Source organism: Gloeobacter violaceus PCC 7421 (genome assembly GCF_000011385.1).
In the GTDB taxonomy this organism is placed as follows: domain Bacteria; phylum Cyanobacteriota; class Cyanobacteriia; order Gloeobacterales; family Gloeobacteraceae; genus Gloeobacter; species Gloeobacter violaceus.
This window is the reverse complement of sequence record NC_005125.1, coordinates 3,723,698-3,744,541: the sequence shown is the minus strand read 5'-3', so window position 1 is coordinate 3,744,541 and position 20,844 is coordinate 3,723,698. Positions and strand designations below refer to the sequence as shown.

The window sequence follows — 20,844 nt, the reverse complement described above, 5'->3', positions numbered from 1 at the left end:
TTCAAACCCTCCCACTGCCACCCATTCTGGGGCGAAACACCTCCGCAAAGGCGAGCAATTCGTGGTGAAAAGCGTCCGGGCACTCCAGTTGGGGCAGGTGTCCGCAGTCGGGGAGAACGGCGAGCTTGTGCAGCGGCAGGGCGCGGGCGAACTTTTCTGCCCAACTGACCGGCAAAATGCGGTCCTCTTTGCCCCAGACAACGAGCACCGGGCAGCGCACCCGGGCGAGGGCCGCGCTGTCGAGCGTTCCCTGGGGGCTGAGCCGCAGCAGGGCGGGGGCGATGACGCCGCGCCAGAAACTGCCGCGCACCTCTTCAGAAAGAGCCTCGGGCCGATAGAAGGCGGTGGCGAGCAGACCACCCAGCAGGTCCACGCCGCTGGGGCCAAGGGTCAGCTTTTCTGGGCGGGTGGGCATGCCCTCCAGACCGGCAGCCGCCACCAGACAAATTCCAAGCACCATTTGCGGGCGTTCGAGGTAGGCGCGCAGAGCCACCCAACCCCCGAGGCTGTTGCCCACCAGCAGAGTCGGCTGCTGTAAAGACCTCGCGAGGGCAGCCCCCAGCCAGCGGGGGCTGAGTTCTCCTGCGGGCATCCCCGAGGCGCCGTGGCCCGGCAGATCGAGGGCAGTCGCTCCAAAGCCTCGCTGCGCCAGAAACGGCATTGTAAAGCGCCAATGCTCGGAGGTGCCCCCAAGGCTGTGCACAAGCAACACCGGCGGGCCATTGCCGGCCGTGCGACTATAGATACTGGCGTCGTCCCAATTTTGGGTTCGCTCGACAAAGGTATAAACCAGGGTGTGCGCTCCAGCTGCGATCCGTTCGTGCTTCCAGCCTAACGCGGCGGTAGTCTGCAACACAGAACCCGTTGGCGAGATCTTGCACTATGCCTGCATTGGGTCCATGCGCCTCCCCACCCAAGCTAATAATGAGTGGTCCGGTTTACACCAGGCCACTTTTTTGTTTCTACCACCCATGAACTATCTAGAACCGCTCAACCGGCAGCAACTGCTCCAGCAGATGGCCTCACGGGTCGACGGGTTGACCCAGAAGACCGCCGGCGCCGCCCTCGATGCGGCCCTCGAGGTGATCGCCGACGCCCTTGCCCAGGGCCGCACCGTCAAGCTGTCCGGGTTCGGCAGTTTTCAAGTGCGCCGCCGCCCCGCCCGCACCAACATCCACCCGCGCACCGGCCAGCCGGTGCTGGTTCCTGCCGCCTGGAACGCCGTCTTCTCCCCTGCCCAGGCACTGCGCGAGCGGCTGCGCGTCCTGCCGCACCCGCCCGAGGCGTGAGCCGCCCGACAATCTACCTGTTGCTGCTAGTTTGAAATTATTACCTGATTACGTATAACGATGCCGATCAAAAAAGGTTCACTCGTGCGCGCCGTGCGCGACAAACTCGACAACAGCCTGGAGGCGCTCGCCAACGACACCCGCTGGCCGTCCTATCTGTTTGAGACCGACGGAGAGGTGCTCGATATGCGCGGGGACTACGCACTGATCAAGTTCGGTGCGGTGCCGACGCCGCCCGTCTGGCTGCGCCAGGACCAGCTTGCCGAGAGCGGTGCCGCCGCTGAGAGCACTTCGTAGTGCTTCGCCTGCCGATTTGCTAGCTTGGGAAAGATTTTTGGGCAGCGGGGCAGGGCGATGGCGCAGCGAACGGTGGCGCGACTGGTGCTGGAGGACGGCACGGCTTTTGAGGGCTGGTCGTTCGGGGCGCCGGGTACCAGTGTGGGCGAGGTGGTCTTCAATACCGGCATGACCGGCTATCAGGAAGTGCTGACCGATCCCAGCTACTGCGGGCAGATCGTTGCCTTCACGTACCCCGAACTGGGCAACACCGGCGTCAACCTTGAAGATGCCGAATCGGACCGGCCCCAGGTGCGCGGGGTGATCGCCCACAACGTCGCTGGGCGGCCCAGTTCCTGGCGTGCTACCCAGAGTCTTGGGGATTACCTGAAGGACCACGCCATCGTCGCCATCGCCAGCATCGACACCCGCGCCCTCACCCGTCACCTGCGCAGCCGCGGGGCAATGAACGGCGCCATCTCCACAGAACTCTCCACCGAGGCGTTGCTCGCCCGCCTGCAGGAGGCTCCCGCGATGCAGGGGCTCGATCTGGTGCCCCGGGTGACCACCGCCGCTCCCTACACATGGTCGGAAAGTACCGCCGCCGACTGGCTTGCCACGCGGGCCGCCGCAGGGGAACGGCCCCTGCGGGTGGTGGCCATCGACTTCGGCATCAAGCACAACATCCTGCGCCGTCTGGCCAGCTACGGCTGCGAAGTGATCGTCGTACCGGCCGATACCGGTGTCGAGGCGATCCTCGCCTATCGACCGGACGGCATTTTTCTTTCCAATGGCCCGGGCGACCCGGCGGCGGTGCGCTACGGCATCGAGACCGTCCAGGGATTGCTCAAAAGCCGCAAGCCGATGTTCGGCATCTGTCTGGGCCACCAAATTCTGGCCCTGGCCCTGGGCGGCGAGACCTACAAACTCAAGTTCGGACACCGCGGCCTCAACCAGCCGGCCAGCTTCAACAACCGCGTCGAAATCACCAGCCAGAACCACGGTTTCGCGGTAGATGACGCCTCGCTGGCCGGGGCAAATATCGAAATCACCCACCTCAACCTCAACGATCGGACCGTAGAGGGCCTACGCCACCGCGAACTGCCGGTCTTCTCGGTGCAGTACCATCCCGAGGCCAGCCCCGGCCCCCACGACGCCGATTACCTGTTTGCCCAATTCGTCGATCTGATGCGCGAAAAGCCGGCGGATGCCGCCAGCCTAGTCGAGCTATAGATGTTTTCTATGGCCAATTCATCAAACCATCGAGAACTTTAGGGTAATATTCAGTCGGGTTGCGACTCACCCAGGGTTCCCCTAGGGCAAACGGGCGGGCAAACGCCTCAAGAATGGAATTCTCTCTATATGTGCCTTGAGATACAAGACCTCAAAACAACCGCAATTTATTGTGTGAGTATTCAATCATTTGATTGTTTCGATTGCTTTACATCCTTGCCGTCTGTCGTTCACCGTTTTTAATACAATGATGCTCTCGACTCGCCATTCTCTCGGTCTCGGTACAGCCCTGCTACTGCTGGTGTCGGTGTCGGCTGCTGTGCATGCGGAGCCTTCACCCGCCCCTGCTTTGCTTCTGGCGGACATTCGCCCGGGCAGCTTCTTTCAAGCGTTTCAGGATGGCCAGCAGCGCTACGCGGCGGGCGATCTGCGCGGTGCCGCCGAATTCTACGGTGAAGCCATTCGCCGCGATCCGACCCGCGCATCGGCCTATCTGGCCCGGGCGGGTGTGCGCCACGACCTGGGGGATCTCGAAGGAGCGGCGGCCGATTACACCGAAGCCATCCGGCTGGAGCCCGACAACCGTTTCGCCTACGACAGCCGCGGCGATCTGCACGTGGAGGTGGGCAAGCTAGAGGCCGCCGCGGACGATTACACCGTGCTCATCCACCTCGATCCGAAGGACGCCTCGGCTTACGAAAACCGGGCGGGTGTGCGCCGCTCCCTGGGGGACATCGCAGGGGCGATTGCCGATTACACCCAGATGATCCGCCTGGATCCCAGCGACCCGGCCGGCTATCAGAACCGCGCCAAGCTCTACCGCCAGAGCGGCAAGGTGCAGTTGGCCCTGGCCGACTACGCCGAGGTCTTGCGCCTTGAGCCCAGCCACCTGCACGCCCTCATCGAGCGCGTCGAGGTGCGTTTGTTTGCTGGCGACAAGCCGGGAGCTCTCGCCGACGCCGATCGGGCGGTGGCGGTCGCTTCCAAGGAGCGCTCGGCGTGGGTTGCCCGCGCCAACGCCCGCCGGGCCGCCGGGGACAAAAAAGGAGCGCTCGCCGATTTCGACGCCGCCCTTGCCCTGGGGCCGAACGCCGATGTGCACATCGGGCGCGGCGAGTTGCGATTTTTCCTGGGAGATCGCCCGGGGGCGATCGAAGACTACGACGTGGCGATCCGCCTCGACCCGCGGGGCAACGGCTATCACTACCGGGGCTTCGCCCGCTTTGCGATGGGTGATCTCAAAGGTGCCCTCGAAGATCTCAACCGCGAGGTCGATTTGAACCCCCGGGAAGCGGCCGCCTACCTCACCCGCGGCCAGTTGCACCTGCGCCTGCGCGACAGCGGTCAAGCCCTTGCCGATTACGAGCGGGCCATCGCGTTGCAGCCGTCCCCTGCGGCCTTCCGTTTGCGCGCTCTGGCACTCGCCGTTCGGGGCGAAAAGGACAAAGCAATCGCCGATCTCAAAAAGGCAATCGACCTCTACTCCGGCCAGGGCAACACCGCCCAGGTCCAGAAGCTGCAGGCGGAACTCAAAAAAATCGCCGCGGCGATAGGCTAGGCGGGGCCTCTCTCCCCAAGCCAGGCTATGAGGCGGTCGCGCTCTTGGGCGGTCGCCTCGGCGCGCCGCTCGACGGTGTAGGCGGCGGGACGCGCCTCGGTGAGGCGAGCGGTGGTGGTGCGCAACTCCTCGCGGCGAAAGTATGTCACTTCGAGGCGGTCCCCAGGCCGCCAGTCGGCTAGACGGTCCTTGAGCGTGCCGTGGGTCACCTTCCAACCTGCCAGGGCCACCAACTCGTCGCCGGTTGCCATACCGGCCAGTTGGGCGGGAGAGCCTGCTTCGACGTTCTGGACCGTGGTGCGGCCGTTTTGCTCCTGGGTGCGCAATCCCAGATAGGGCGGCGCACCGTCGGTGCCGGTCGGCACCAGCTGGAGGCCGAAGGGACCGAAGTGGCCCTCGAAGTCCAGTTCGCCGGTCGAACGTAGGGCGTGATCAAAAAAGAGTTTTAGATCCAGGCCCACCGCCCGCTCGATGATAGGTTCGAGTTCTGCCTCTGGGAAACTGGTGTCCACCGCACCGTAGCGCTGCCAGAGATGGCGCATCGCGTCGTCGAGGGAGCGTTCGCCGTCGGTGCGCAGACGAATTTCGAGATCGAGCAGCAGGCAGACCAGTTGCCCTTTAAGGTAGTAGGACACCTGGGAATTCAGAGAGTTCTCGTTGGGCCGGTAGAGCTTGATCCAGGTGTCGAAGCTCGATTCGGCCAGCGATTGGACCGCGCGGCCGGGGGTGGTGAGCAGGCGGGTGATATGGGTTCCCAGTTGCTTGAGGTAGTGGGTGGCGTCATAGATACCGGCACGCAGTGGGATCAGCTCGTCATAGTAGCTGGTGGCTCCTTCCATGAACCACAACGAACGGGTGTAATTTTCGTGGGCGTAGTCGAAGCGATCGAGGGTCGAAGGCCGGATGCGCTTGACGTTCCAGAGGTGGAAAAATTCGTGGGCGACCAGATTCAAAAACTTGAAATACTTTTCGTCACCCCTTAGCTCGAAGCGTGGGTAGAGCAGCGTCGTCGAATTGCGGTGCTCCAAACCGCCGTAGCCGTCGGCAAAGTGCACCAGAAACAAATAGTGCTCGTAGGGGAGGCTGCCGAAGAGTTTTGCCTCGGTGGTGATGAGGCTCTCCAGATCCGGCAGGAAGCGGTTGTAATCGAGGTTGCTCTTGCCCCAGACAGCCAGGGTGTGGGGTTTGCCTTGGACGGTAAAAGGGACGATGCGGTGGGTGCCCACCTCGAAGGGACTGTCCACCAGTTCGTCATAACTGGCCGCCTGGAAGGTGTTCTGCCGGCCCGGCACAGCGGCAAGGGCGGTGCTGACGCGCCAGTCTGGGTTGAGCGGCGCCACGCTCACTTCGCACGGGGACGATTCGCAACCCGGCACATAGAAAAAAAGGCAGGCCCCGTTGAAGAAGGCGTGGGTGATATCCAGGTGGCTGGTGCGCACGGTCAGTTCGTTGGCGTAGACGCGGTAGCGTACCTGCACCTGCCCGTCTGCGGGCACTTCCATCCGCCAGGTCTGCTTGGCCAGTTTCTGCCACCGCAGCGGTCCGGTGGCGCCCACGGCCTCGAAATCCTGCAGGTGGCGGCTGTACTCGCGCACCAGGTACGATCCCGGCGTCCAGACCGGCAGCTTGAGGGTCAGGGCCGAATCGCTCCAGCCCTCGATCGTCATCTCGACATCAAAAAGGTGGGCATGGGCTTTTTCCATGCTCACCCGGTAGCGGATCGCAGCAGCCATAGGCGCCCCTCGGTGCGGATGCGCGACTATTCTAGACCGGCAAGCTCGCCAGACCGCTCACCAGCAGACCGCCTACGACCTGCAGCGCCAGAAACGCCAGGATGGGCGAGAGGTCGATGCCGCCCAAGGGCGGGATGATCGAGCGAAAAAGGTTGAGGTAGGGATCGGTCAGCTGGCTGAGGATAGCCCAGGGATTGCTCGACCAATCGATATTGGGAAACCAGCTAAGCAGAACCCGCACAAACAGGAGAACCACGTAGATCTGGATGAAGTTGCTGAGCGCCGGGGCCAAAGTCTGAGCGATCATCTCCACTGTCACCGTATGTTTCTTATTCCAGGGTAGTTCACGATGGCATCTCTGGGGGAGGGGACGGCTGGGTGCTCGACCACAGACGGCTGCGGGTCTGCTCAATAGCCTGGTTGAGTTCGGCAATTTTTTCGTCGAGCACGCGCCGGGCGTCTTCGAGTGTGCCTGGATCGACCCCTGGGGAGACGGGCGGTTCGGGGGAGCGATGGGGCGCTTCGATTTCGGCGTTGCGCCGCAGGCGCGGGGCGACCAGGCTGGCGACCAGCCCCCCCACCACCGAACCGATCACCGCTCCTACCACCAATCCGTCCAGAAAGGCGTCCTGGTCGTCTCTTGGGTTTTGCGCCATCGCCGCACCTTTGATAGCTGTCTACAGAATAGCGCTGTGTACCATTCGGAGAAACTGGGGGTATTCTGTGGAGAAATTTGGACCGCGAACGATGATTAGCAGCCATCCCGAAATCGAACTGGCCGGATTTATCGAGCAGACTTGCCTCAAACCGACCGCCACCGCAGACGATGTTCGCCAGATGTGTTGGGAGGCGCAGCGGTACCGCTTTGCCGCAGTCTGCGTAGCACCGGTGTACGCGCCTTTGGCCGTCGAATTGCTGCACAAGCAAAAACCCCAGGTCTTCACGGTCGTCGGTTTTCCGCTGGGACTGGCCACCGCCCCCTGCAAGCTTTTCGAAGCGCAGGAGGCGGCGGCGAGGGGGGTGACGGGCCTGGAGGTGATGGTCAACCTGGGGGCGATCAAATCCGGCCACTACAACGCCATCTACGAAGAACTCGGTCAGATCGTCGATGCGGTCGGCTGTGAGGTGCGGGCGATTCTGGAGTTGAACTTGCTGGATGCAACCGAGCGCCGGCACGTCGCCGAGGTGTGTCTCGATGTCGGAGTCACTGCCCTGAAGACCTCCGCCGGTTGGTCGGGTCCGGTGCGGCCCGAAGATATTTTGGGTCTGCGGCGCATTCTGCGCAACCAGTTGGGGATCAAAGTGGCGGGCGGTATCCACACCCTGAACCAGGCCCTCGAACTGCTGGCTGCCGGGGCAAACCGCCTGGGCACCGGTCGGGGGGTCGAGATCCTGCGCGAACAGCACGCCCTTGGTAAGACGGCGTGACGTACCCTCGAAGAAGACGCTCGAGATAGAGGCTGGGGGTGAAACGGTTTTTGGCGCCGCTTGGCGGGGTGGTCGGCATCCTGGAGCGCTGGCTGCTCTACCCGAATGTCGTACTGGCGCTCACGGCCGTGCTCTGGAGCGCCTGCACCCAGAAGCTGCTGAATATTCCCCAAGACCCGGCTGTGCTGGCGCTTGTCTTTGCCCTGACGCTGGTGACCTACAACCGCGACCGGCTGGCGGACGCCGACAGCCCCGCCGATCGCAGCAACACTGCCGAACGCACCCGCTGGGTGGACCGCCACCGAAAATCGCTCGCACGCTTTACTGGCGGCGCCGCCCTGGTGGCCGCGATGCTGCTGTGTTTGCGGCCGATGGCCCTGGCGCCGATCGGGGCGGGAATCGGTTTTGCCCTGGTGTACAGCAGCCGTGTGCTGCCGGGAGGTCGGGCGGTGCGCCAACTGCCGGTCACTAAAGTTCCGTATGTCGCCCTCCTGTGGGCGGTGCTCACCGTCGCAGTACCGGCGGCAGCGGCCGGTACTGCCTGGAACGGGCGCGCGGCACTGGTGGGAAGCCTCATTTTCTTTGCCGCGGCTGCCCTGGTCAACCTCAACGATTTGCGCGACCTGCGGGGGGACCGTATCGCGGGTACGCTCACCCTGCCTGTACTGTTGGGCGACGGTCCCGCCCGACTCTTCTCGGCGATCTCGGGGAGCCTGGTGGGGCTTTGTGCGGTGCTGCTGGAGCAGCCGGGTCTGGGACTGCTCGGACTTTATATTGCCCTTTTGGCACTCAGCTACCGCGTAGAAGACGATCGGCTCTTTCGCTGGCTCATCGAAGGCATCGGCGTGCCCACCTGGCTGGCGGTGTTCTGGCTGGGGTGATTTCAGCCCAAACGCAAACCGAGGCGGTGGATACGGGTCAGCGCCAGTTCCAGGCCGCTTGAACGCTGGAGCAGTTGAACGACGTCGTCGGGGCGCAAGACCGTGCCGTCGTTGCGGCAGGCCCCCACGTAGCGGATCTCGATGGCCTCCGGCCGCACGGCCGCCAGTTCCAGTTCAAACAGCCATAGACGGGCGTCGATGGTATAGCGGTTGCCCGATTTTTTGCTGGTGCGCTCGACCGGGAGTTGCTCGCCGGCGTTGATCGCCGCCACGACCTCCACCCAGTCCGCCGGGGCGGGGGTGTGCACCAGCAGGCGATATTCGGCCGCTACCAGCTCAGTGGCGGCGGCGGGGCTTTTGAGGGGAACGGACTCGACGCTCACCATCTCGACGCCTGCGGGCAATTGGGCCTGTAGCCGTGCCCGAAATTCCTCGGGCTCGAGGGGAGCGACCAATTCAAAATCGACGATTTCGCCGCTGCTTTCAGCCCCGAGGGCCAGGGCGGTGGCCGCCACGATGCGCGGCAGCGGGTGGAAACCGCCAGAGTGGGCCAGGGCGATCTCGCCGCGGCGGCAGGCCCGCTCCCAGAGCCGCTGCAGGTCGAGATGACCGATAAAGCGCGATTCTGCCAATTTGGCGAAGACCACCCGCAATCGCTGGGCGGCCGGGGGTGGCGGGGTGACGGAGGCGACCCGCCCGGGTACCGGGGGTGGGGCGATAACCACGTTGGTGCCGAAATCTTCGCCGCACACCCCGCAGTGGGAGCACGAATCGAAGGAGCAGTCGGGCACAACCGCCTCTTCTAAGGCCCGCCGATAGTCCTCCGCCAGCCAGCGCTTGTCGATGCCGGTATCGATAAAATCCCACGGCAGCGGCGCTTCGACGGGTGGTCCCACCACATCCCAGCTGTAGCCGAATTCCGCCAGCACCCGATCCCAGATGCCAAAAAAGGCATCCGGGGCAAACCAGGGATCGTGGCGAGCCACACCCAGTTCCCAGGCGCGGTGGATAGCACTGTTCATGTCGCGGCCGGCGCGGGTGAGCACGTCCTCGAGCGCCGAGACGCGGATGTCGGTGAAGTTGGCCTTGACCCCTTTGAGCCGGCGCAAGGCCGCCTGCAACAGCGCCTGTTTGTGGCGCAGCTCCTCGGCGGTGACCGAGTGCCACTGGAAAGGTGTAAACGGCTTCGGGGTGAAGTTGGAAAGGGTGACGTTCACCTCCAGGCGGCGGCGGTTGGGCAGGCGGCACTCGCGCTGCAGCCAGCCGATCGTTTCGGCGATCCCGAGCACGTCCTGGTCGGTCTCGGTGGGCAGCCCAATCATAAAGTAGAGCTTCACCAGATCCCAGCCCTGCTCGTAGGCGGTCTTCACCCCCCGCAGCAGATCTGCGTTGGTGAGGCCTTTGTTGATCACATCGCGCAGGCGCTGGGTGCCGGCCTCGGGAGCGAAGGTGAGCCCCGGCTTGCGCGCCCCGCCGATGATCCCCGCCAGTTGCTCGTCGAAGCGGTCGACCCGCTGCGAAGGCAGCGACAGCGAAACGAGATCGTCGCGCAGGGTATTTTGCAGCCGGGCACCCACCGCCGGCAGCGACAGGTAGTCGGAGCAGCTCAGCGACAGGAGCGAAAATTCGTTGTAGCCGGTGGCCTTGAGTCCCGCGACGATGCCCTCGACCACCGCCTCCGGGGCGACATCGCGGGCCGGGCGGGTGAGCATGCCGGGCTGACAGAACCGACAGCCGCGGGTGCAGCCGCGGCGCACTTCGATGGCGAGCCGGTCGTGGACCGTCTCGATCAGGGGGACCAACCCCACCGAATATTTGGGCATCGGGGTGGCCACACGGCGCACCACCCGCGCGGGCACATCGGCCGTCGGGGTGGGCACCCCCGCTGCCGGCGCGTAGAAACAAGGCACGTAGACCCCCGGCACCTGGGCCAGATCCAACAGCTGCGCCCCACGGCCGAGGCCCGCCGCTTTGCCCTCCTCGATCACCAGGCCGATTTCAGGCAGAACTTCTTCGCCGTCGCCGAAGACAAAAAAGTCGAAAAAGTCGGTATAGGGCTCCGGGTTGGAACTGGCGGTCGGTCCGCCCGCGAAGATAAGGGGATGGGTGTGGTCACGATCTCCGGCGCGCAGGGGCAGGCCCGCCAGGGCGAGCATCTCCAGGGCGTTGGTCACCCCCAGTTCGTAGGCAAGCGAAAAGCCCACCAGGTCAAATTCCGCCAGAGCGCAGCGCGACTCGACCGCAAATAACGGTGTGCCGGTCTCGCGCAACCGAGCGGCCAGATCCGTCCCCGGTAGGTAGGTGCGGTCACAAAGCTGCCGGGGCTGAGTGTTCAGGATGTTGTAGAGAATGATGTGCCCGAGGTTGGAAGCCCCGACTTCGTAGATCTCCGGATAGGTAAGCACCCAGCGCACGCTTGCGGCTTCCCAATCTTTGTGAAAAGCGCCCAGTTCGTTGCCCAGGTAGCGGGCAGGCGTCTGGATATCGGCACTGAGAATCTGGTCGAGGGCGATGGGCGGCATAGGGCACACGTTGGGTGCGACACCCGCTATTTTAAGTCCCTCAGGCTTCGGGTTCCGCCGGATCGATGTCTCCCAGCCCCAGGGCCATCAGGTAGCCGCGGGCGCGCTCGGCTTTTTCGAAGCGGTTGACCAGCGCCCAGAAGCGCGGACCGTGGTTGGGTTCGACCAGATGCGCCAGCTCGTGCACCAGCACGTAGTCGCGCACAAAAGCCGGCAGGGCTGCGAGGCGGTGGGAGAGGCGAATGGTGCCCAAAGTCGGGGTGCAACTGCCCCAGCGCGCCTCCTGATTGGTCACCCAGCGAATCGATTGCCACTCCAGACACCCTTCGAAATAGTGGCGGTTGAGTTGGCGGGCGCGGCGCTCCAGTTCGTCGTCGTCGAGCAGTGGGCAGTGGGCGCGCTTCAGCCAGCGGCTTTTGAGGCGCTCGACGATCCGCTGCAACTCGGCGTCGTCCATCTGGACGGGGGCGCGCACGACAAACACGTCCCCCTCGGCCCGGGCGCTGACGCTGCGGGTGCGCCGGTGGCTGCGGATGATTTTTACCTGCATGGCTTGATCACCCGGTAGTGCAAAAACAAGTCACCGGCCGTCTGGCGCAATTCAACCAGTTCGAGGGCCGGAGCCTTGAGCGGTTCAAAACCGGCGCCTTCGACGGGTGTGGTGGCCTCGCGCCCGCCGAAGATAACCGGCCAGACCGTGAGCCACAGATCATCGATGCGTCCCGCCGCAAGCAGCGCTGCGACCAGATCGCCGCCGCCCAGGGCCGCCACCCGCCCAATACCCCGCTCGGCAAAAAAGGCGTAGGCGCGCTCCCAATCGAGTTCGTTCTCACCCGCCGCCACCAGGGTCGCCAGTTCGGCAAGGCGCGGGTGCGGGCTGCGGGCTACGGCCTGCTCAGTCGTCAAGATCCAGCGCTCGATGGGCTGCGCAAAAAACGGCAGATCCGGCGGCAGATCGAGCGAGCGGCTGACCACACAGGTGATGGGCTGCGGCGGCTGGCCGCGCGCCTGGCGGGCAGCAATCCACTGTGGGTCGCTCACGGTATAGGTTTGCCCCTCGATGCGGATGGTGCCTGCGCCGATGAGGATCAAATCCGCTAGAGACGTTTGATATTCGAGATGGGCGTGGTCGACCGGGTCCGAGCGCCTCGGGGCGAGGGGGTCGGCCGGAGCGATTTTGCCGTCGGCGCTCATGCCGAGGACGATGGTGGTCGAGGTGGCCACGGTCGAGTCGACCATTATAAAGTGAGCGGCGACCCCTACTGTAGCAGGCACACACCACGTCCGCAGTTAGGGACTTTACCGCATTTGGGTGCACAGTGAATGGATTGCGCGGTTGGGTCAGCCGCCGGGCAGATTCGCGCGCCGAATAAGTTTTCTACTTTATCGACAATGCCGAGTGCGAGGCATCGGGCGACAAGGCCCGCGCCGATGCCGCAGCCTGGGAGGCGGTGCGCCAAAAAATTACCCTCAACGCATCGGGCTGCTAGGCCTGACTCGGCCTGGCCGTCCACCGGCCTCCCGGTGGTTCTTGGCGGCGCACATAAACAAACCCCAGCCGAGGCTGGGGCGGGGATGAGTATATAAGGAGAACTCCCCGTAGTATCGCCCGCCCCGGGCGATCCGCGAGTGTATCGCAGGACTGAGCTTTGCGAGCGGCCGACCCACCCCGCTATCTTTTCGGTGGCTCCATTTCCGGATAAGACGGGTCTGTATTTCCCTCTCTCAGCCTATGCCCCAGGGGCCATGGCAAAAGCGCTCCAATCTACTTAACTGTAGGTAAGCGTTGTAAAGAAAGGGTCGATTGCGGCCTGGAATCATGAAGCAATTTATTTATTCTTTCGCAGCGGTTTTGCTGATTGTGGGCACCCAGGGGGCCTTTGCCACCGACTACGAGTTGCCGGCGCAAGTCCAGCGGGCCTCCCAACTCAGCACCGAGCGGCTTGAAGGGGTGTACGCCGATTGCGCCCGCCAGGTCACCACCGCCTACTGCGAGGATCTGATCACTTCTGAATTTCGCTACGTGCGCGCCGACCGTTGGGTGCGCCGAGAGTCGGCCGCCACGCGGGTGGCGGGCGAAGACGTCAAGATGCTGCGCAACGCGCTGGGCAGACAAACTTGAGACACAGATTCAGCGCTGTGTGCATAGTTGACGACCCTTCTCCAAAAACGGTGCGAGCGGCAGCTTAATCCCTTGCTGCCGCTTCTGGGGATCCGGATCTGGGGCGTGAATGGCGTCGATGGGCTCGTAGCGTCTGGCGGCGACCTCATTGAGGGCGTAGACGTGGCCGTTCGCGACAAAGACCAACTGCGTGCCGTTCACGCAAGCCAGTTCCCCTTCGGCGATGGTGAAGGGCCAGGCTGCTCCAAAATCGGCCTTCAAGGCCGTGACTTTGTTCACCCGGCCCTCCAGCTTTGGGCTGTTGCCGCAGCCCGCCACAAGCAGCAAGGTCGAGGCGACCAGGATCGAGCGTTTCTTGCAACTGTACGATGTGCGCAGCATTTTGCTCAGCCTTCGACGCGCTCGCGGTATTCCTCGGCAGTCATCGTTTCGCCCAACTCGTCGGCAGGGTCGGCGAGACGGACCTTGATGAGCCAACCGTCGCCATAGGGATCGCTACCGATAAGCGCCGGATCTTCGACTGCGACGGTGTTGACCGACAAAACCGTGCCGGAGAGCGGGGCGTACAGTTCTTCGACCGCCTTGACCGATTCGATCGAACCGAAGCTGTCGCCGCGGTTGATGCGATCGCCTTCCTCCGGAAGCGAGACAAAGACGATGTCGCCGAGTTGATCGACGGCATAGGACGTGACGCCCACCACCACGGTGTCTCCCTCGACGCGCAGGTACTCGTGGGAGTCGAGATATTTTAGTTCCTCCGGGTATTCCAGGGCCATGGTTCGTCTACCTCTGCATTTTTGTCACACAGGGATCTTACAGCGCGCGGCGGTAGAAGGGACGCTTGACGACGGTGGCCATGGCCCGGCGGCCGCGAATGTCGACTTCGAGCCTAGAACCGATGGGGGCAAAAGGTTTGCCCACGTAGGCAAGCGCAATGGGCCGGTCGACCGTCGGGGTGAGGGTGCCGCTGGTGACAACCCCCACCTGCTGCTCACCGTCAAAAAGGCCGTAGCCATGGCGGGCAATCTGCCGGCCTTCGACGGTGAGCCCGACCAGCCGCCGCTCGGTGCCCTGGGCCTTTTGGGCCAGCAAAATCTCCCGGCCGAAGTAATCGGGCTTGTCCCAATCGATCACCCAACCCAGGGACGCCTCGAGCGGCGTGGTCGATTCGTCCATATCCTGGCCGTACAGGTGCATCGCCGCCTCGAGGCGCAAGGTATCGCGGGCACCGAGGCCGCAGGGCGGCACACCGGCTGCGGTGAGGGATTGCCACAGCGCGATGCCTTCGGGCTCGAGACTCATGATCTCAAAACCGTCCTCGCCGGTATAGCCGGTCCTGGCCAGAAAAGCCGGTTTGCCCGCCAGCGAGACCTGGGCGTGCTCAAAGCGGCCCAACCGGGCAAGGTCTATGTCCACCAGCGGTTGCAGCGTCTCGACCGCCGCCGGTCCCTGCAGCGCCAGCAGCGTGTGGGTGCCGGTCAGGTCGTCGAAGTGAACGCCCTGCAGGTGTTCTGCGAGCCAGCGGCGGTCTTTGTCGTTGGTGGCGCCGTTGACGATCACCACCCAATGCTCTGGGCTGCGGCAGTAAAAAATGAGATCGTCGATGATCCCGGCTTGCTCATTGAGCAGGACGGTGTACTGGGCTTGCCCGGGTTGCAATCGAGCCAGATCCGAGGGCACCAGCCTCTGGATCTGGGCCAGCACGTCCGGCCCCGAGAGGGTGTACTTGCCCATGTGGGAGATGTCGAAAAGACCCACAGCGGTGCGCACGGCCCGGTGTTCGCGGGTGAGGGTGCTGTACTGCAGGGGCATCTCCCAGCCGCCGAAGGGAACGAGGCGCGCACCAAGTTGCAGGTGCTGCGCGCAAAGAGGGGTACGCTTGAGGTCGCTCATCAAACCCAGACTACGGGCCACCATGCATCCTAGTACGCGGGCGGACGCGGGCGCGAGTACGGCTGCTGGTACACTGGCTTCTGTTTATCACTGCCGCGAGGCTGCCGCGCTGTGCCCGAGTCCGCCATCGATCCCGGTCCGCTGTTTTTGATCTTGGCGGCGGCTTTGGCCTCCTTGAGCTGCGGTCTCGCGCTACGGCGCACCCTGCTGGGCCTGCTTGCCCAACCGGTGTTCAGGCGCGACGCCCGGTTGCTGCTTTTGCCCTATATCGGCCTGCTGGTCGCCGCCGCCATCGGTATCGGCAGCCTGCCGCTGATCTTCAGTGTCCCGGGCTCGATCACCTACCCATTCGCCTTCGCCGTCGGCAGCGCCGTGGCCACGGCCATCTGGATCCAGTTCATCTCCAAAGTGTTGACCCTACCGCCGGAACGCTTCTTGCGGCGGTAGGGTCGATACCCGCGTATGCGTCGGTGAAAATGCCAATAAAAAGGGGCCAGTGTAGGGGGTTGAGAGAACTGGCCCTGAAGCAACACCTTCGTTAGCTACGACGCTACCACGCGGCCTCTATTCCGAAAATAGCTTTCAACAAATATTAACCTGCAACACGGCAACGCCCTCTCCCCAGCAGGCTTTGAGGGCTGTGCCAACCCGGTGACACGGTTGGCTTGCTACGGGAAGAATATTTGCGAAACTGTCTGGTTAATCAATCGTGCGGCCGGTCGGGCGGTTCAAAAACATCGCGGCTTGTTACCCGGAGCTCGGATTTGTTGATAAGATTTCAGCCCGACCGGCCCGCTCCAACCGTTACCAGGCTTGCGCTCCATGGAGGAGCGACAAAATTTCGATGTATCCCTCATGGGGTCGGTAGACTACGACAAATGGAGTTTGGGTGACGACCAGCTCGCGGGTGCCTTCCCGGCGCCCAGTGCGCCCCATAGCCGGATAAACGCCGAGCCGCTCGATCGCCCCCTCGATACGGGCTACCACGATCTTCGCACCGATGGGGTAGTGCGCTTCAAGATAATCGCGCACAGCAGCAAGGTCGCTAATCGCCTGCTTTGACCAAAAAATTTTCACGGAAGTTCGCGTAGACGTTCAAATGCTTCGCTTACTTCCGCTTCTGTGGCAAATTCCCCGCTATCCGCTTGGGCAATGGCTTTGTCGATATGCTCCAGGTGCCAGTGCTGCACTTCGAGATACCGGTCGATGGCTTCGTTGATGAGGTAGGTCCGATCGCGATCGAGCAGGCGGGCAAGTTCGTCCAATGCCTCTTTTTTCTCGCTTTCGAGCCGGATCGTAATTGTTTCCCGGGCCATTGGCGGATCTCTTGGAATACGTTGTATTCAGACTAACACGTTGCATTCTAGGACTTCGAGGTTGTGGACAGATTCGATCCTGTTTTTTGTTTAAAGACAGGGCTTGAAACCCTTTCGTGCGTGTCAAGCTATCCTGAAAGGCGATCCGTCCGTGCTCGCCATGTCCCACCAGACTGCCAGCTCCCGCCTGCCCGAGTGGGCGCGCCGCACCATCGGCACTGCCTCGCAAGTCTCGACGGTCGAGAAGATCGTCAAGCAGCGCTCGCTGCACACCATCTGCGAGGAGGGGCGCTGCCCGAACCGGGCGGAGTGCTACGCCCAGAAGACAGCGACGTTTTTGTTGATGGGACCGGTGTGCACCCGCGCCTGCGGCTTCTGCCAGGTTGCCGGCGGCAAGGCTCTTCCCCTCGACCCGCAGGAGCCTGAAAAAGTCGCCGAGGCGGTGGCGCTGTTGGGACTCAAGTACGTGGTGCTCACTTCGGTGGCCCGCGACGACCTGCCGGATCAGGGGGCGGGCTGGTTTGTGCGCACGATGGAATCTATTCGCGCGCGCAACTGCGCGGTCGAGATCGAAGTACTCACCCCGGATTTTCGCGGCGAAGAGGCGTGCATCGCCACCGTGGTCGCCGCGCGACCCGTTTGCTTTAATCACAACATCGAGACGGTGCGGCGCCTGCAAAGCTACGCCCGCCGCGCCGCCACCTACGCGCGCAGTCTGGCGGTCCTTGCCGCCGTCAAGCGTCTGGATGCGGAGATCTTCACCAAGTCGGGGCTGATGCTGGGCCACGGCGAGACGCGCGAAGAAGTGCTCGAGACGTTGCTCGACCTGCGCAAGGTGGGTTGCGACCGGGTCACCCTCGGCCAGTACCTCCAGCCTTCCAAAGACCACCTGCCGGTGCACAAGTACTGGACCCCGGCCGAATTTGCCGAACTGGGCGCCGTCGCCCGCGATTTGGGCTTTGCCCACGTGCGCTCCGGACCGCTGGTGCGCAGTTCCTACCACGCCGGCGAGCCTGAATAGCATGATGGCCCTCCCCAAAGCCGGGATCATCTTCAACGACATCAAACCGGCCGCCGCCCGGGCGGCGGCGGAATTAACCGAAAAATTCCAGGACGCGGGCTACCGCGTCTATCAGACCACCGGCTGGGGAGGCATCCTGGGTTTCCCTCGCCCGGACAGCCCCGTCTGCCATACCCCCATCGACCGGCTCGCGGCCGAGGGTTTCGACGAGGCGATGCCCTTCGCCATCGTGCTGGGGGGCGACGGCACGGTGCTGGCCGCCGCCCGCCAGGTGGCCCCCTTCGATATTCCCTTGCTGACCATCAACACTGGCCACATGGGCTTTCTCACCGAGGGTTACCTCAATCAAATCCACCCGGCCATCGATACGCTGCTCGCCGGCCAGTACGCCCTCGAAGACCGTTCGATGATCGAGGTGCGCGTCTTTCGCGACGAGCGGCTCATCTGGGAAGCGCTCGCCCTCAACGAGGCGGTGCTGCACAAAGAACCGCTCTCGGGGATCTGCCACTTCGAAGTGGCGATTGGCCGCCACAACATCGTCGATATCGCCGCTGACGGGGTGATCGTCGCCACCCCCACCGGCTCCACCGCCTACGCCCTCTCCGCCGGGGGACCGGTGATCACCCCCGACGTGCAGGTACTGCAGCTCATCCCCATCTGTCCCCACTCCCTCGCCGCGCGGGGGCTGGTTTTTGCCGACACCGAATCGCTGGTGGTCCATCCCCCCACCAACCACCAGCACCTGATTCTTTCGCTCGACGGCAACTCCGGCTGCTATATCTGGCCGGGCGATCAGGTGCGCATCCGCCGCGCCCGCTACCGCACCCGGCTAATCCGTCTGCAGCCGCCCGAATTTTTTGCGCTGCTGCGCGAGAAGCTCGGCTGGGGCTTGCCGCACATCGCCAAACCCCTCTCGGTTGAACTGCCCTGACGCACAGCACAGCTTGCCTGCGTACACTCGTGATAGGCAGCGGCAAGCAGCGATGGATACCGGTAGAGCACCTTCCCTTGAAGAATTGCGCCGACGGAGAGAGCAAATCCTCCAGGTTGCAGCCCGCCATGGCGCGTATAACCTGCGCGTGTTTGGTTCGGTTGCGCGGGGAGAGTCAGACGCCCAAAGCGATGTGGACTTTTTGGTTGACTATGACCGCAGCCGTCGTACACCCTGGTTTCCGATGGGTTTGATTGCAGATTTGGAAATCCTCCTGGGCTACCGAGTCGATGTCGTTACAGAAAAGAACCTCAAGTCGCAGGTGCGCGTTCGGGCGCTACGGGACGCTATTTCTTTATGAGAAGCGATGTCTCTCGACTGGAGGATATAGCGCAAGCCATCCGAAGAATTGAAGAAAAAATGGATCTTGAACAATTTGCAACGGATGAAATGTTGCAGGTTTGGGTGCTGTTTCATTTGCAAATTATTGGTGAAGCGGCCAGATCACTTTCGCAGAACTTAAAATTGCGCTATGACAATGTGCCTTGGTCGCAAATCATTGGATTTTGCAACCAAGTCGCGCACGAATATTTCAAAGTCGACTGGGTGCATCTCACTTATTTGATAAGCATAAATGCTTAGTCCCCTTTTGGCTGTCCTGACGCACCGGTCACTGATGGGCGAAAATCGGGTATTCTCTGCCCGCACATGACTATGGACCTCACGCCACAACAGCAACTGGCCGTCAAGGAGCATCTCGATGCTGTCGCAGCTATCCTCTACCAGAACACCCCGCCCGAGCAGTTGACCACTCTCGAAGGCATCGAACTCGCCGTCCGCCAACACATCAACCAAGCCGTCGGACCCCAGCTTGCCCTTTTTTTGTCCAGACAATTACAGGCACGGTTGCTGGCTATGCCCGCCACATCACCACCGGCATCGGCCCCGTCCAAATCACCCAAAAACAAGCGCAAATCCTCCAGCTCAAGCCCGGCACCCGACTAAGTCCGCACATGGAAAAGTGTTGCTTGCTTGTGAGTGCCAACGTCTCCTACCAGCACGCCGAGCGGGATATCGAGACCTTGACGGGTCTTCGTGTCAGCCATGCCACGCAGCAACGTCTGGTCCAAAGACAGCATTTTGAGTTGCCCGTCGCAAAAGAGCCTGAACTCGTCGAGGAATTGTCGGTCGATGGCGGCAAGGTGCGCCTGCGCACCGAGCCGGGCCAAGCCTGCGAGTGGCGCGACTACAAGGCGGTGCGGCTGCACGGCATCGCTACCGCCGCGATGTATCGCGACAACGACGGCCTTGTGGAGTGGGTGAACCGCCAGAACCTGGCGCTCCCCGTCACTTGCCTCGGTGACGGTCACGACGGCATCTGGAACATCGTCGAGCGCATCAGCCGTTGTGAGAGTCGGCGGGAGATTCTCGACTGGTATCACCTGAAGGAGAATCTGTACAAAGTGGGCGGGTCGTTGAATCGACTGAAGCGCGCGGAGTCTGATTTGTGGCGAGGAAAGGCGGAGGAGGCGATGGGCCGATTTGAGGGATGGAAGGCGGAGCAGGTAAAAAGGTTTTGCCAGTACCTGAGCAAGCACAAAGCACGGATTGTGAACTACGGGTATTTACAAGCAGAACAAGTCTGTTCGGTAGGTTCGGGGGCAGTGGAGTCGGCGGTCAAGCAGATAGACCGGCGGCTGAAAATATCGGGTGCTCAGTGGAAGGTGGAGAATGTGCCACGGGTGTTGGCCCATCGGACGGCTTACTTGAATGGCCTACTCACAAACTGAGTATTTCTACTCATCTAATAAGTGAGATGCACCCAGTCGACTTCGACATCGTTATGGATGTTGTATCCAACGATTTGCCCGTCTTGAAGCAAAATGTTGAGCGGATGCTGGCCGATTTCATCGCGTAGCTTTCAGGCAGGGATCTTTCGGACTGTAGGTCAAGCAACACCCCATGTGCCGTTTCTTGTCCATAGCAGTGGTAGCTTTTGGCACGTTTCTACCCCAGGTGGAGAGGCGTTATGCCCCGACAGCGGGAGAATGTCGGTGGGGGTCTGGAAGCAGCAGTGCTTCCCGTCCCGGATCGACGACGTTGTTTGAGAGGACTGATTTATGCATTCCCTTTCCCCTGGCATACTCCTGTCCGGTGTCCTGCTGCTTGGTTTGAGCGGCAACTTCGGGGGGATCGCCCTGGCTGCCGAGTGCGTGGCTTTGCAGCCGGTCGGAAGCACCGAGGGCGGCCCTGGCGTCAAAAAATCGATCTCGCCGGCGGCCCTCGGCGTCACCGCGAGCAACTGGAATACCGACTTTGCCGTACCCGGCACCGAGAAGTTCGAAAGCTACCGGGTGACGATCACCACCGACAGCGACGGGCAGTACGACGTGGTTTCGTCTCTGAAGTATCCCAACGACAAGGCCCAAAACATCTATGAACAAAAAGGCATCTCCCTGGGCCAGGGCAAAACGCTCGAATTCACCGGCAAACCCCAATCGAAGACGATCGTGCCTTACCAGGTGAATGTCGAATTTGGCGGAGCGCTCTCCATCGGCAAGAGCTACACCGTGCGTGCTTTCGGCTGTAAGTAAGATCCCGGTTGGGTGGCTTGCACGTCACAATGGGCTTGATGTCGCCG

At 62.6% G+C, this 20,844-nt stretch carries 26 protein-coding genes; 14 read left to right on the top strand and 12 right to left on the bottom strand.

The genetic code is table 11. The annotated features are described in order from the left end of the window. Position 1 precedes the first annotated feature (1 nt). Complete coding sequence (locus GLL_RS18280; RefSeq protein WP_011143535.1) at positions 2–856, bottom strand: alpha/beta fold hydrolase; 855 nt, start codon at positions 854–856, stop codon at positions 2–4. 115 nt (positions 857–971) lie between these two features. On the opposite strand from GLL_RS18280, the gene GLL_RS18275 reads away from it, so the two are divergent. From GLL_RS18275 to GLL_RS18260, 4 genes are all read left to right on the top strand, one after another. Continuing rightward, a complete protein-coding gene (locus GLL_RS18275) occupies positions 972–1,289 on the top strand; it encodes an HU family DNA-binding protein (protein WP_011143534.1) in 318 nt (105 codons plus the stop codon). A gap of 60 nt (positions 1,290–1,349) precedes the next feature. Continuing rightward, positions 1,350–1,586, top strand: a complete 237-nt coding sequence (locus tag GLL_RS18270; RefSeq protein ID WP_011143533.1) for an NAD(P)H-quinone oxidoreductase subunit O — start codon at positions 1,350–1,352, stop codon at positions 1,584–1,586. Between the two features lie 57 nt (positions 1,587–1,643). Beyond that, on the top strand, positions 1,644–2,798 hold the full coding sequence (gene carA, locus GLL_RS18265) for a glutamine-hydrolyzing carbamoyl-phosphate synthase small subunit (protein WP_011143532.1): 1,155 nt from the start codon (positions 1,644–1,646) through the stop codon (positions 2,796–2,798). A gap of 247 nt (positions 2,799–3,045) precedes the next feature. Beyond that, on the top strand, positions 3,046–4,356 hold the full coding sequence (locus GLL_RS18260) for a tetratricopeptide repeat protein (RefSeq protein WP_011143531.1): 1,311 nt from the start codon (positions 3,046–3,048) through the stop codon (positions 4,354–4,356). On the opposite strand, the gene GLL_RS18255 is transcribed toward GLL_RS18260, so the two are convergent. Genes GLL_RS18255 through GLL_RS18245 form a run of 3 tightly spaced genes read right to left on the bottom strand, consistent with a single transcriptional unit; the run spans position 4,353 to position 6,745 of the window. Next, the gene (locus GLL_RS18255; protein ID WP_011143530.1) at positions 4,353–6,089 is read right to left on the bottom strand and encodes a M61 family metallopeptidase; all 1,737 of its coding nucleotides are present in this window, start codon (positions 6,087–6,089) and stop codon (positions 4,353–4,355) included. The genes GLL_RS18260 and GLL_RS18255 overlap by 4 nt on opposite strands. 31 nt (positions 6,090–6,120) lie before the next feature. Then, positions 6,121–6,396, bottom strand: coding sequence for a YggT family protein (locus GLL_RS18250; protein ID WP_164929315.1), 276 nt, complete (start codon positions 6,394–6,396; stop codon positions 6,121–6,123). A gap of 37 nt (positions 6,397–6,433) precedes the next feature. Continuing rightward, a complete protein-coding gene (locus GLL_RS18245; protein WP_011143528.1) occupies positions 6,434–6,745 on the bottom strand; it encodes a hypothetical protein in 312 nt (103 codons plus the stop codon). Between the two features lie 91 nt (positions 6,746–6,836). Here GLL_RS18245 and deoC point away from each other — a divergent pair, with 91 nt between their 5' ends. Together deoC and GLL_RS18235 are read left to right on the top strand one after the other, a co-directional pair. After that, on the top strand, positions 6,837–7,517 hold the full coding sequence (deoC, locus tag GLL_RS18240) for a deoxyribose-phosphate aldolase (RefSeq protein WP_011143527.1): 681 nt from the start codon (positions 6,837–6,839) through the stop codon (positions 7,515–7,517). Between the two features lie 38 nt (positions 7,518–7,555). After that, positions 7,556–8,398 carry a UbiA family prenyltransferase gene (locus GLL_RS18235; protein WP_011143526.1) on the top strand — a complete coding sequence of 281 codons (843 nt, stop codon included), beginning with the start codon at positions 7,556–7,558 and terminating at the stop codon, positions 8,396–8,398. A gap of 2 nt (positions 8,399–8,400) precedes the next feature. On the opposite strand, the gene GLL_RS18230 is transcribed toward GLL_RS18235, so the two are convergent. From GLL_RS18230 to GLL_RS18220, 3 genes are read right to left on the bottom strand one after another with little or no spacing between them, the layout of a single operon-like run. Further along, entirely contained in the window at positions 8,401–10,920 is a 2,520-nt protein-coding gene (locus GLL_RS18230; protein ID WP_011143525.1) for a TIGR03960 family B12-binding radical SAM protein, read from the bottom strand. Between the two features lie 40 nt (positions 10,921–10,960). Further along, positions 10,961–11,470, bottom strand: coding sequence for a M48 metallopeptidase family protein (locus GLL_RS18225; protein WP_011143524.1), 510 nt, complete (start codon positions 11,468–11,470; stop codon positions 10,961–10,963). Continuing rightward, positions 11,461–12,159, bottom strand: a complete 699-nt coding sequence (locus tag GLL_RS18220) for a RibD family protein (RefSeq protein ID WP_011143523.1) — start codon at positions 12,157–12,159, stop codon at positions 11,461–11,463. The genes GLL_RS18225 and GLL_RS18220 overlap by 10 nt, the downstream gene beginning before the upstream one ends. Positions 12,160–12,739: 580 nt before the next feature. Here GLL_RS18220 and GLL_RS18215 point away from each other — a divergent pair. Then, complete coding sequence (locus GLL_RS18215; protein ID WP_011143522.1) at positions 12,740–13,042, top strand: hypothetical protein; 303 nt, start codon at positions 12,740–12,742, stop codon at positions 13,040–13,042. 9 nt (positions 13,043–13,051) lie between these two features. Here the strand turns inward: GLL_RS18215 and GLL_RS18210 are convergent, their stop codons facing one another. Genes GLL_RS18210 through gcvT form a run of 3 tightly spaced genes read right to left on the bottom strand, consistent with a single transcriptional unit; the run spans position 13,052 to position 14,959 of the window. After that, positions 13,052–13,423 (bottom strand): DUF2511 domain-containing protein, encoded by a 372-nt coding sequence (locus tag GLL_RS18210; RefSeq protein WP_011143521.1) that lies wholly within the window; start codon positions 13,421–13,423, stop codon positions 13,052–13,054. A gap of 5 nt (positions 13,424–13,428) precedes the next feature. Next, positions 13,429–13,818: a glycine cleavage system protein GcvH gene (gene gcvH / locus GLL_RS18205; protein ID WP_011143520.1), complete on the bottom strand. Its 390-nt coding sequence runs from the start codon at positions 13,816–13,818 to the stop codon at positions 13,429–13,431. A 37-nt stretch (positions 13,819–13,855) separates the two neighbouring features. Further along, positions 13,856–14,959 (bottom strand): glycine cleavage system aminomethyltransferase GcvT, encoded by a 1,104-nt coding sequence (gcvT, locus tag GLL_RS18200; protein WP_011143519.1) that lies wholly within the window; start codon positions 14,957–14,959, stop codon positions 13,856–13,858. 87 nt (positions 14,960–15,046) lie between these two features. Between gcvT and GLL_RS18195 the strand changes: the two genes are divergently transcribed. Then, the gene (locus GLL_RS18195; protein WP_011143518.1) at positions 15,047–15,382 is read left to right on the top strand and encodes a hypothetical protein; all 336 of its coding nucleotides are present in this window, start codon (positions 15,047–15,049) and stop codon (positions 15,380–15,382) included. 357 nt (positions 15,383–15,739) lie between these two features. Here the strand turns inward: GLL_RS18195 and GLL_RS18190 are convergent, their stop codons facing one another. Together GLL_RS18190 and GLL_RS18185 are read right to left on the bottom strand one after the other, a co-directional pair. Next, a complete protein-coding gene (locus GLL_RS18190; protein WP_011143517.1) occupies positions 15,740–16,012 on the bottom strand; it encodes a type II toxin-antitoxin system RelE/ParE family toxin in 273 nt (90 codons plus the stop codon). Further along, positions 16,009–16,251, bottom strand: coding sequence for a CopG family ribbon-helix-helix protein (locus GLL_RS18185; protein ID WP_011143516.1), 243 nt, complete (start codon positions 16,249–16,251; stop codon positions 16,009–16,011). Before GLL_RS18185 ends, GLL_RS18190 begins: the two co-directional genes overlap by 4 nt. 160 nt (positions 16,252–16,411) lie before the next feature. Between GLL_RS18185 and lipA the strand changes: the two genes are divergently transcribed. The 6 genes from lipA to GLL_RS18155 all read left to right on the top strand — a co-directional run bounded on the left by lipA (position 16,412) and on the right by GLL_RS18155 (position 20,797). Then, the gene (lipA, locus tag GLL_RS18180) at positions 16,412–17,272 is read left to right on the top strand and encodes a lipoyl synthase (protein ID WP_164929314.1); all 861 of its coding nucleotides are present in this window, start codon (positions 16,412–16,414) and stop codon (positions 17,270–17,272) included. Between the two features lies 1 nt (position 17,273). After that, a complete protein-coding gene (locus GLL_RS18175) occupies positions 17,274–18,203 on the top strand; it encodes an NAD(+) kinase (RefSeq protein WP_011143514.1) in 930 nt (309 codons plus the stop codon). A 52-nt stretch (positions 18,204–18,255) separates the two neighbouring features. Beyond that, a complete protein-coding gene (locus GLL_RS18170) occupies positions 18,256–18,564 on the top strand; it encodes a nucleotidyltransferase family protein (RefSeq protein WP_011143513.1) in 309 nt (102 codons plus the stop codon). Further along, positions 18,561–18,845 (top strand): HepT-like ribonuclease domain-containing protein, encoded by a 285-nt coding sequence (locus GLL_RS18165; protein ID WP_011143512.1) that lies wholly within the window; start codon positions 18,561–18,563, stop codon positions 18,843–18,845. The genes GLL_RS18170 and GLL_RS18165 overlap by 4 nt, the downstream gene beginning before the upstream one ends. Before the next feature lie 66 nt (positions 18,846–18,911). Beyond that, a protein-coding gene (locus GLL_RS18160) for an ISKra4-like element ISGvi7 family transposase (RefSeq protein WP_164929313.1) occupies positions 18,912–19,993 on the top strand; the annotation gives its coding sequence in 2 pieces (ribosomal slippage) (positions 18,912–19,080 and positions 19,080–19,993; 1,083 coding nt in all). 330 nt (positions 19,994–20,323) lie between these two features. Then, complete coding sequence (locus GLL_RS18155; protein WP_011143509.1) at positions 20,324–20,797, top strand: hypothetical protein; 474 nt, start codon at positions 20,324–20,326, stop codon at positions 20,795–20,797. Positions 20,798–20,844 lie beyond the last annotated feature (47 nt).

Coding starts and splice junctions, on each gene's coding strand:
- GLL_RS18175 (WP_011143514.1), top strand. CDS start 17,274: ATGATGGCCCTCCCCAAAGCCGGGATCATCTTCAACGACATCAAACCG.
- GLL_RS18170 (WP_011143513.1), top strand. CDS start 18,256: ATGGATACCGGTAGAGCACCTTCCCTTGAAGAATTGCGCCGACGGAGA.
- GLL_RS18230 (WP_011143525.1), bottom strand. CDS start 10,920: ATGCCGCCCATCGCCCTCGACCAGATTCTCAGTGCCGATATCCAGACG.
- GLL_RS18250 (WP_164929315.1), bottom strand. CDS start 6,396: ATGATCGCTCAGACTTTGGCCCCGGCGCTCAGCAACTTCATCCAGATC.
- GLL_RS18220 (WP_011143523.1), bottom strand. CDS start 12,159: ATGGTCGACTCGACCGTGGCCACCTCGACCACCATCGTCCTCGGCATG.
- GLL_RS18165 (WP_011143512.1), top strand. CDS start 18,561: ATGAGAAGCGATGTCTCTCGACTGGAGGATATAGCGCAAGCCATCCGA.
- lipA (WP_164929314.1), top strand. CDS start 16,412: ATGTCCCACCAGACTGCCAGCTCCCGCCTGCCCGAGTGGGCGCGCCGC.
- GLL_RS18210 (WP_011143521.1), bottom strand. CDS start 13,423: ATGCTGCGCACATCGTACAGTTGCAAGAAACGCTCGATCCTGGTCGCC.
- gcvH (WP_011143520.1), bottom strand. CDS start 13,818: ATGGCCCTGGAATACCCGGAGGAACTAAAATATCTCGACTCCCACGAG.
- GLL_RS18270 (WP_011143533.1), top strand. CDS start 1,350: ATGCCGATCAAAAAAGGTTCACTCGTGCGCGCCGTGCGCGACAAACTC.
- GLL_RS18215 (WP_011143522.1), top strand. CDS start 12,740: ATGAAGCAATTTATTTATTCTTTCGCAGCGGTTTTGCTGATTGTGGGC.
- GLL_RS18155 (WP_011143509.1), top strand. CDS start 20,324: ATGCATTCCCTTTCCCCTGGCATACTCCTGTCCGGTGTCCTGCTGCTT.
- carA (WP_011143532.1), top strand. CDS start 1,644: ATGGCGCAGCGAACGGTGGCGCGACTGGTGCTGGAGGACGGCACGGCT.
- GLL_RS18255 (WP_011143530.1), bottom strand. CDS start 6,089: ATGGCTGCTGCGATCCGCTACCGGGTGAGCATGGAAAAAGCCCATGCC.
- GLL_RS18245 (WP_011143528.1), bottom strand. CDS start 6,745: ATGGCGCAAAACCCAAGAGACGACCAGGACGCCTTTCTGGACGGATTG.
- GLL_RS18225 (WP_011143524.1), bottom strand. CDS start 11,470: ATGCAGGTAAAAATCATCCGCAGCCACCGGCGCACCCGCAGCGTCAGC.
- gcvT (WP_011143519.1), bottom strand. CDS start 14,959: ATGGTGGCCCGTAGTCTGGGTTTGATGAGCGACCTCAAGCGTACCCCT.
- GLL_RS18185 (WP_011143516.1), bottom strand. CDS start 16,251: ATGGCCCGGGAAACAATTACGATCCGGCTCGAAAGCGAGAAAAAAGAG.
- deoC (WP_011143527.1), top strand. CDS start 6,837: ATGATTAGCAGCCATCCCGAAATCGAACTGGCCGGATTTATCGAGCAG.
- GLL_RS18260 (WP_011143531.1), top strand. CDS start 3,046: ATGATGCTCTCGACTCGCCATTCTCTCGGTCTCGGTACAGCCCTGCTA.
- GLL_RS18275 (WP_011143534.1), top strand. CDS start 972: ATGAACTATCTAGAACCGCTCAACCGGCAGCAACTGCTCCAGCAGATG.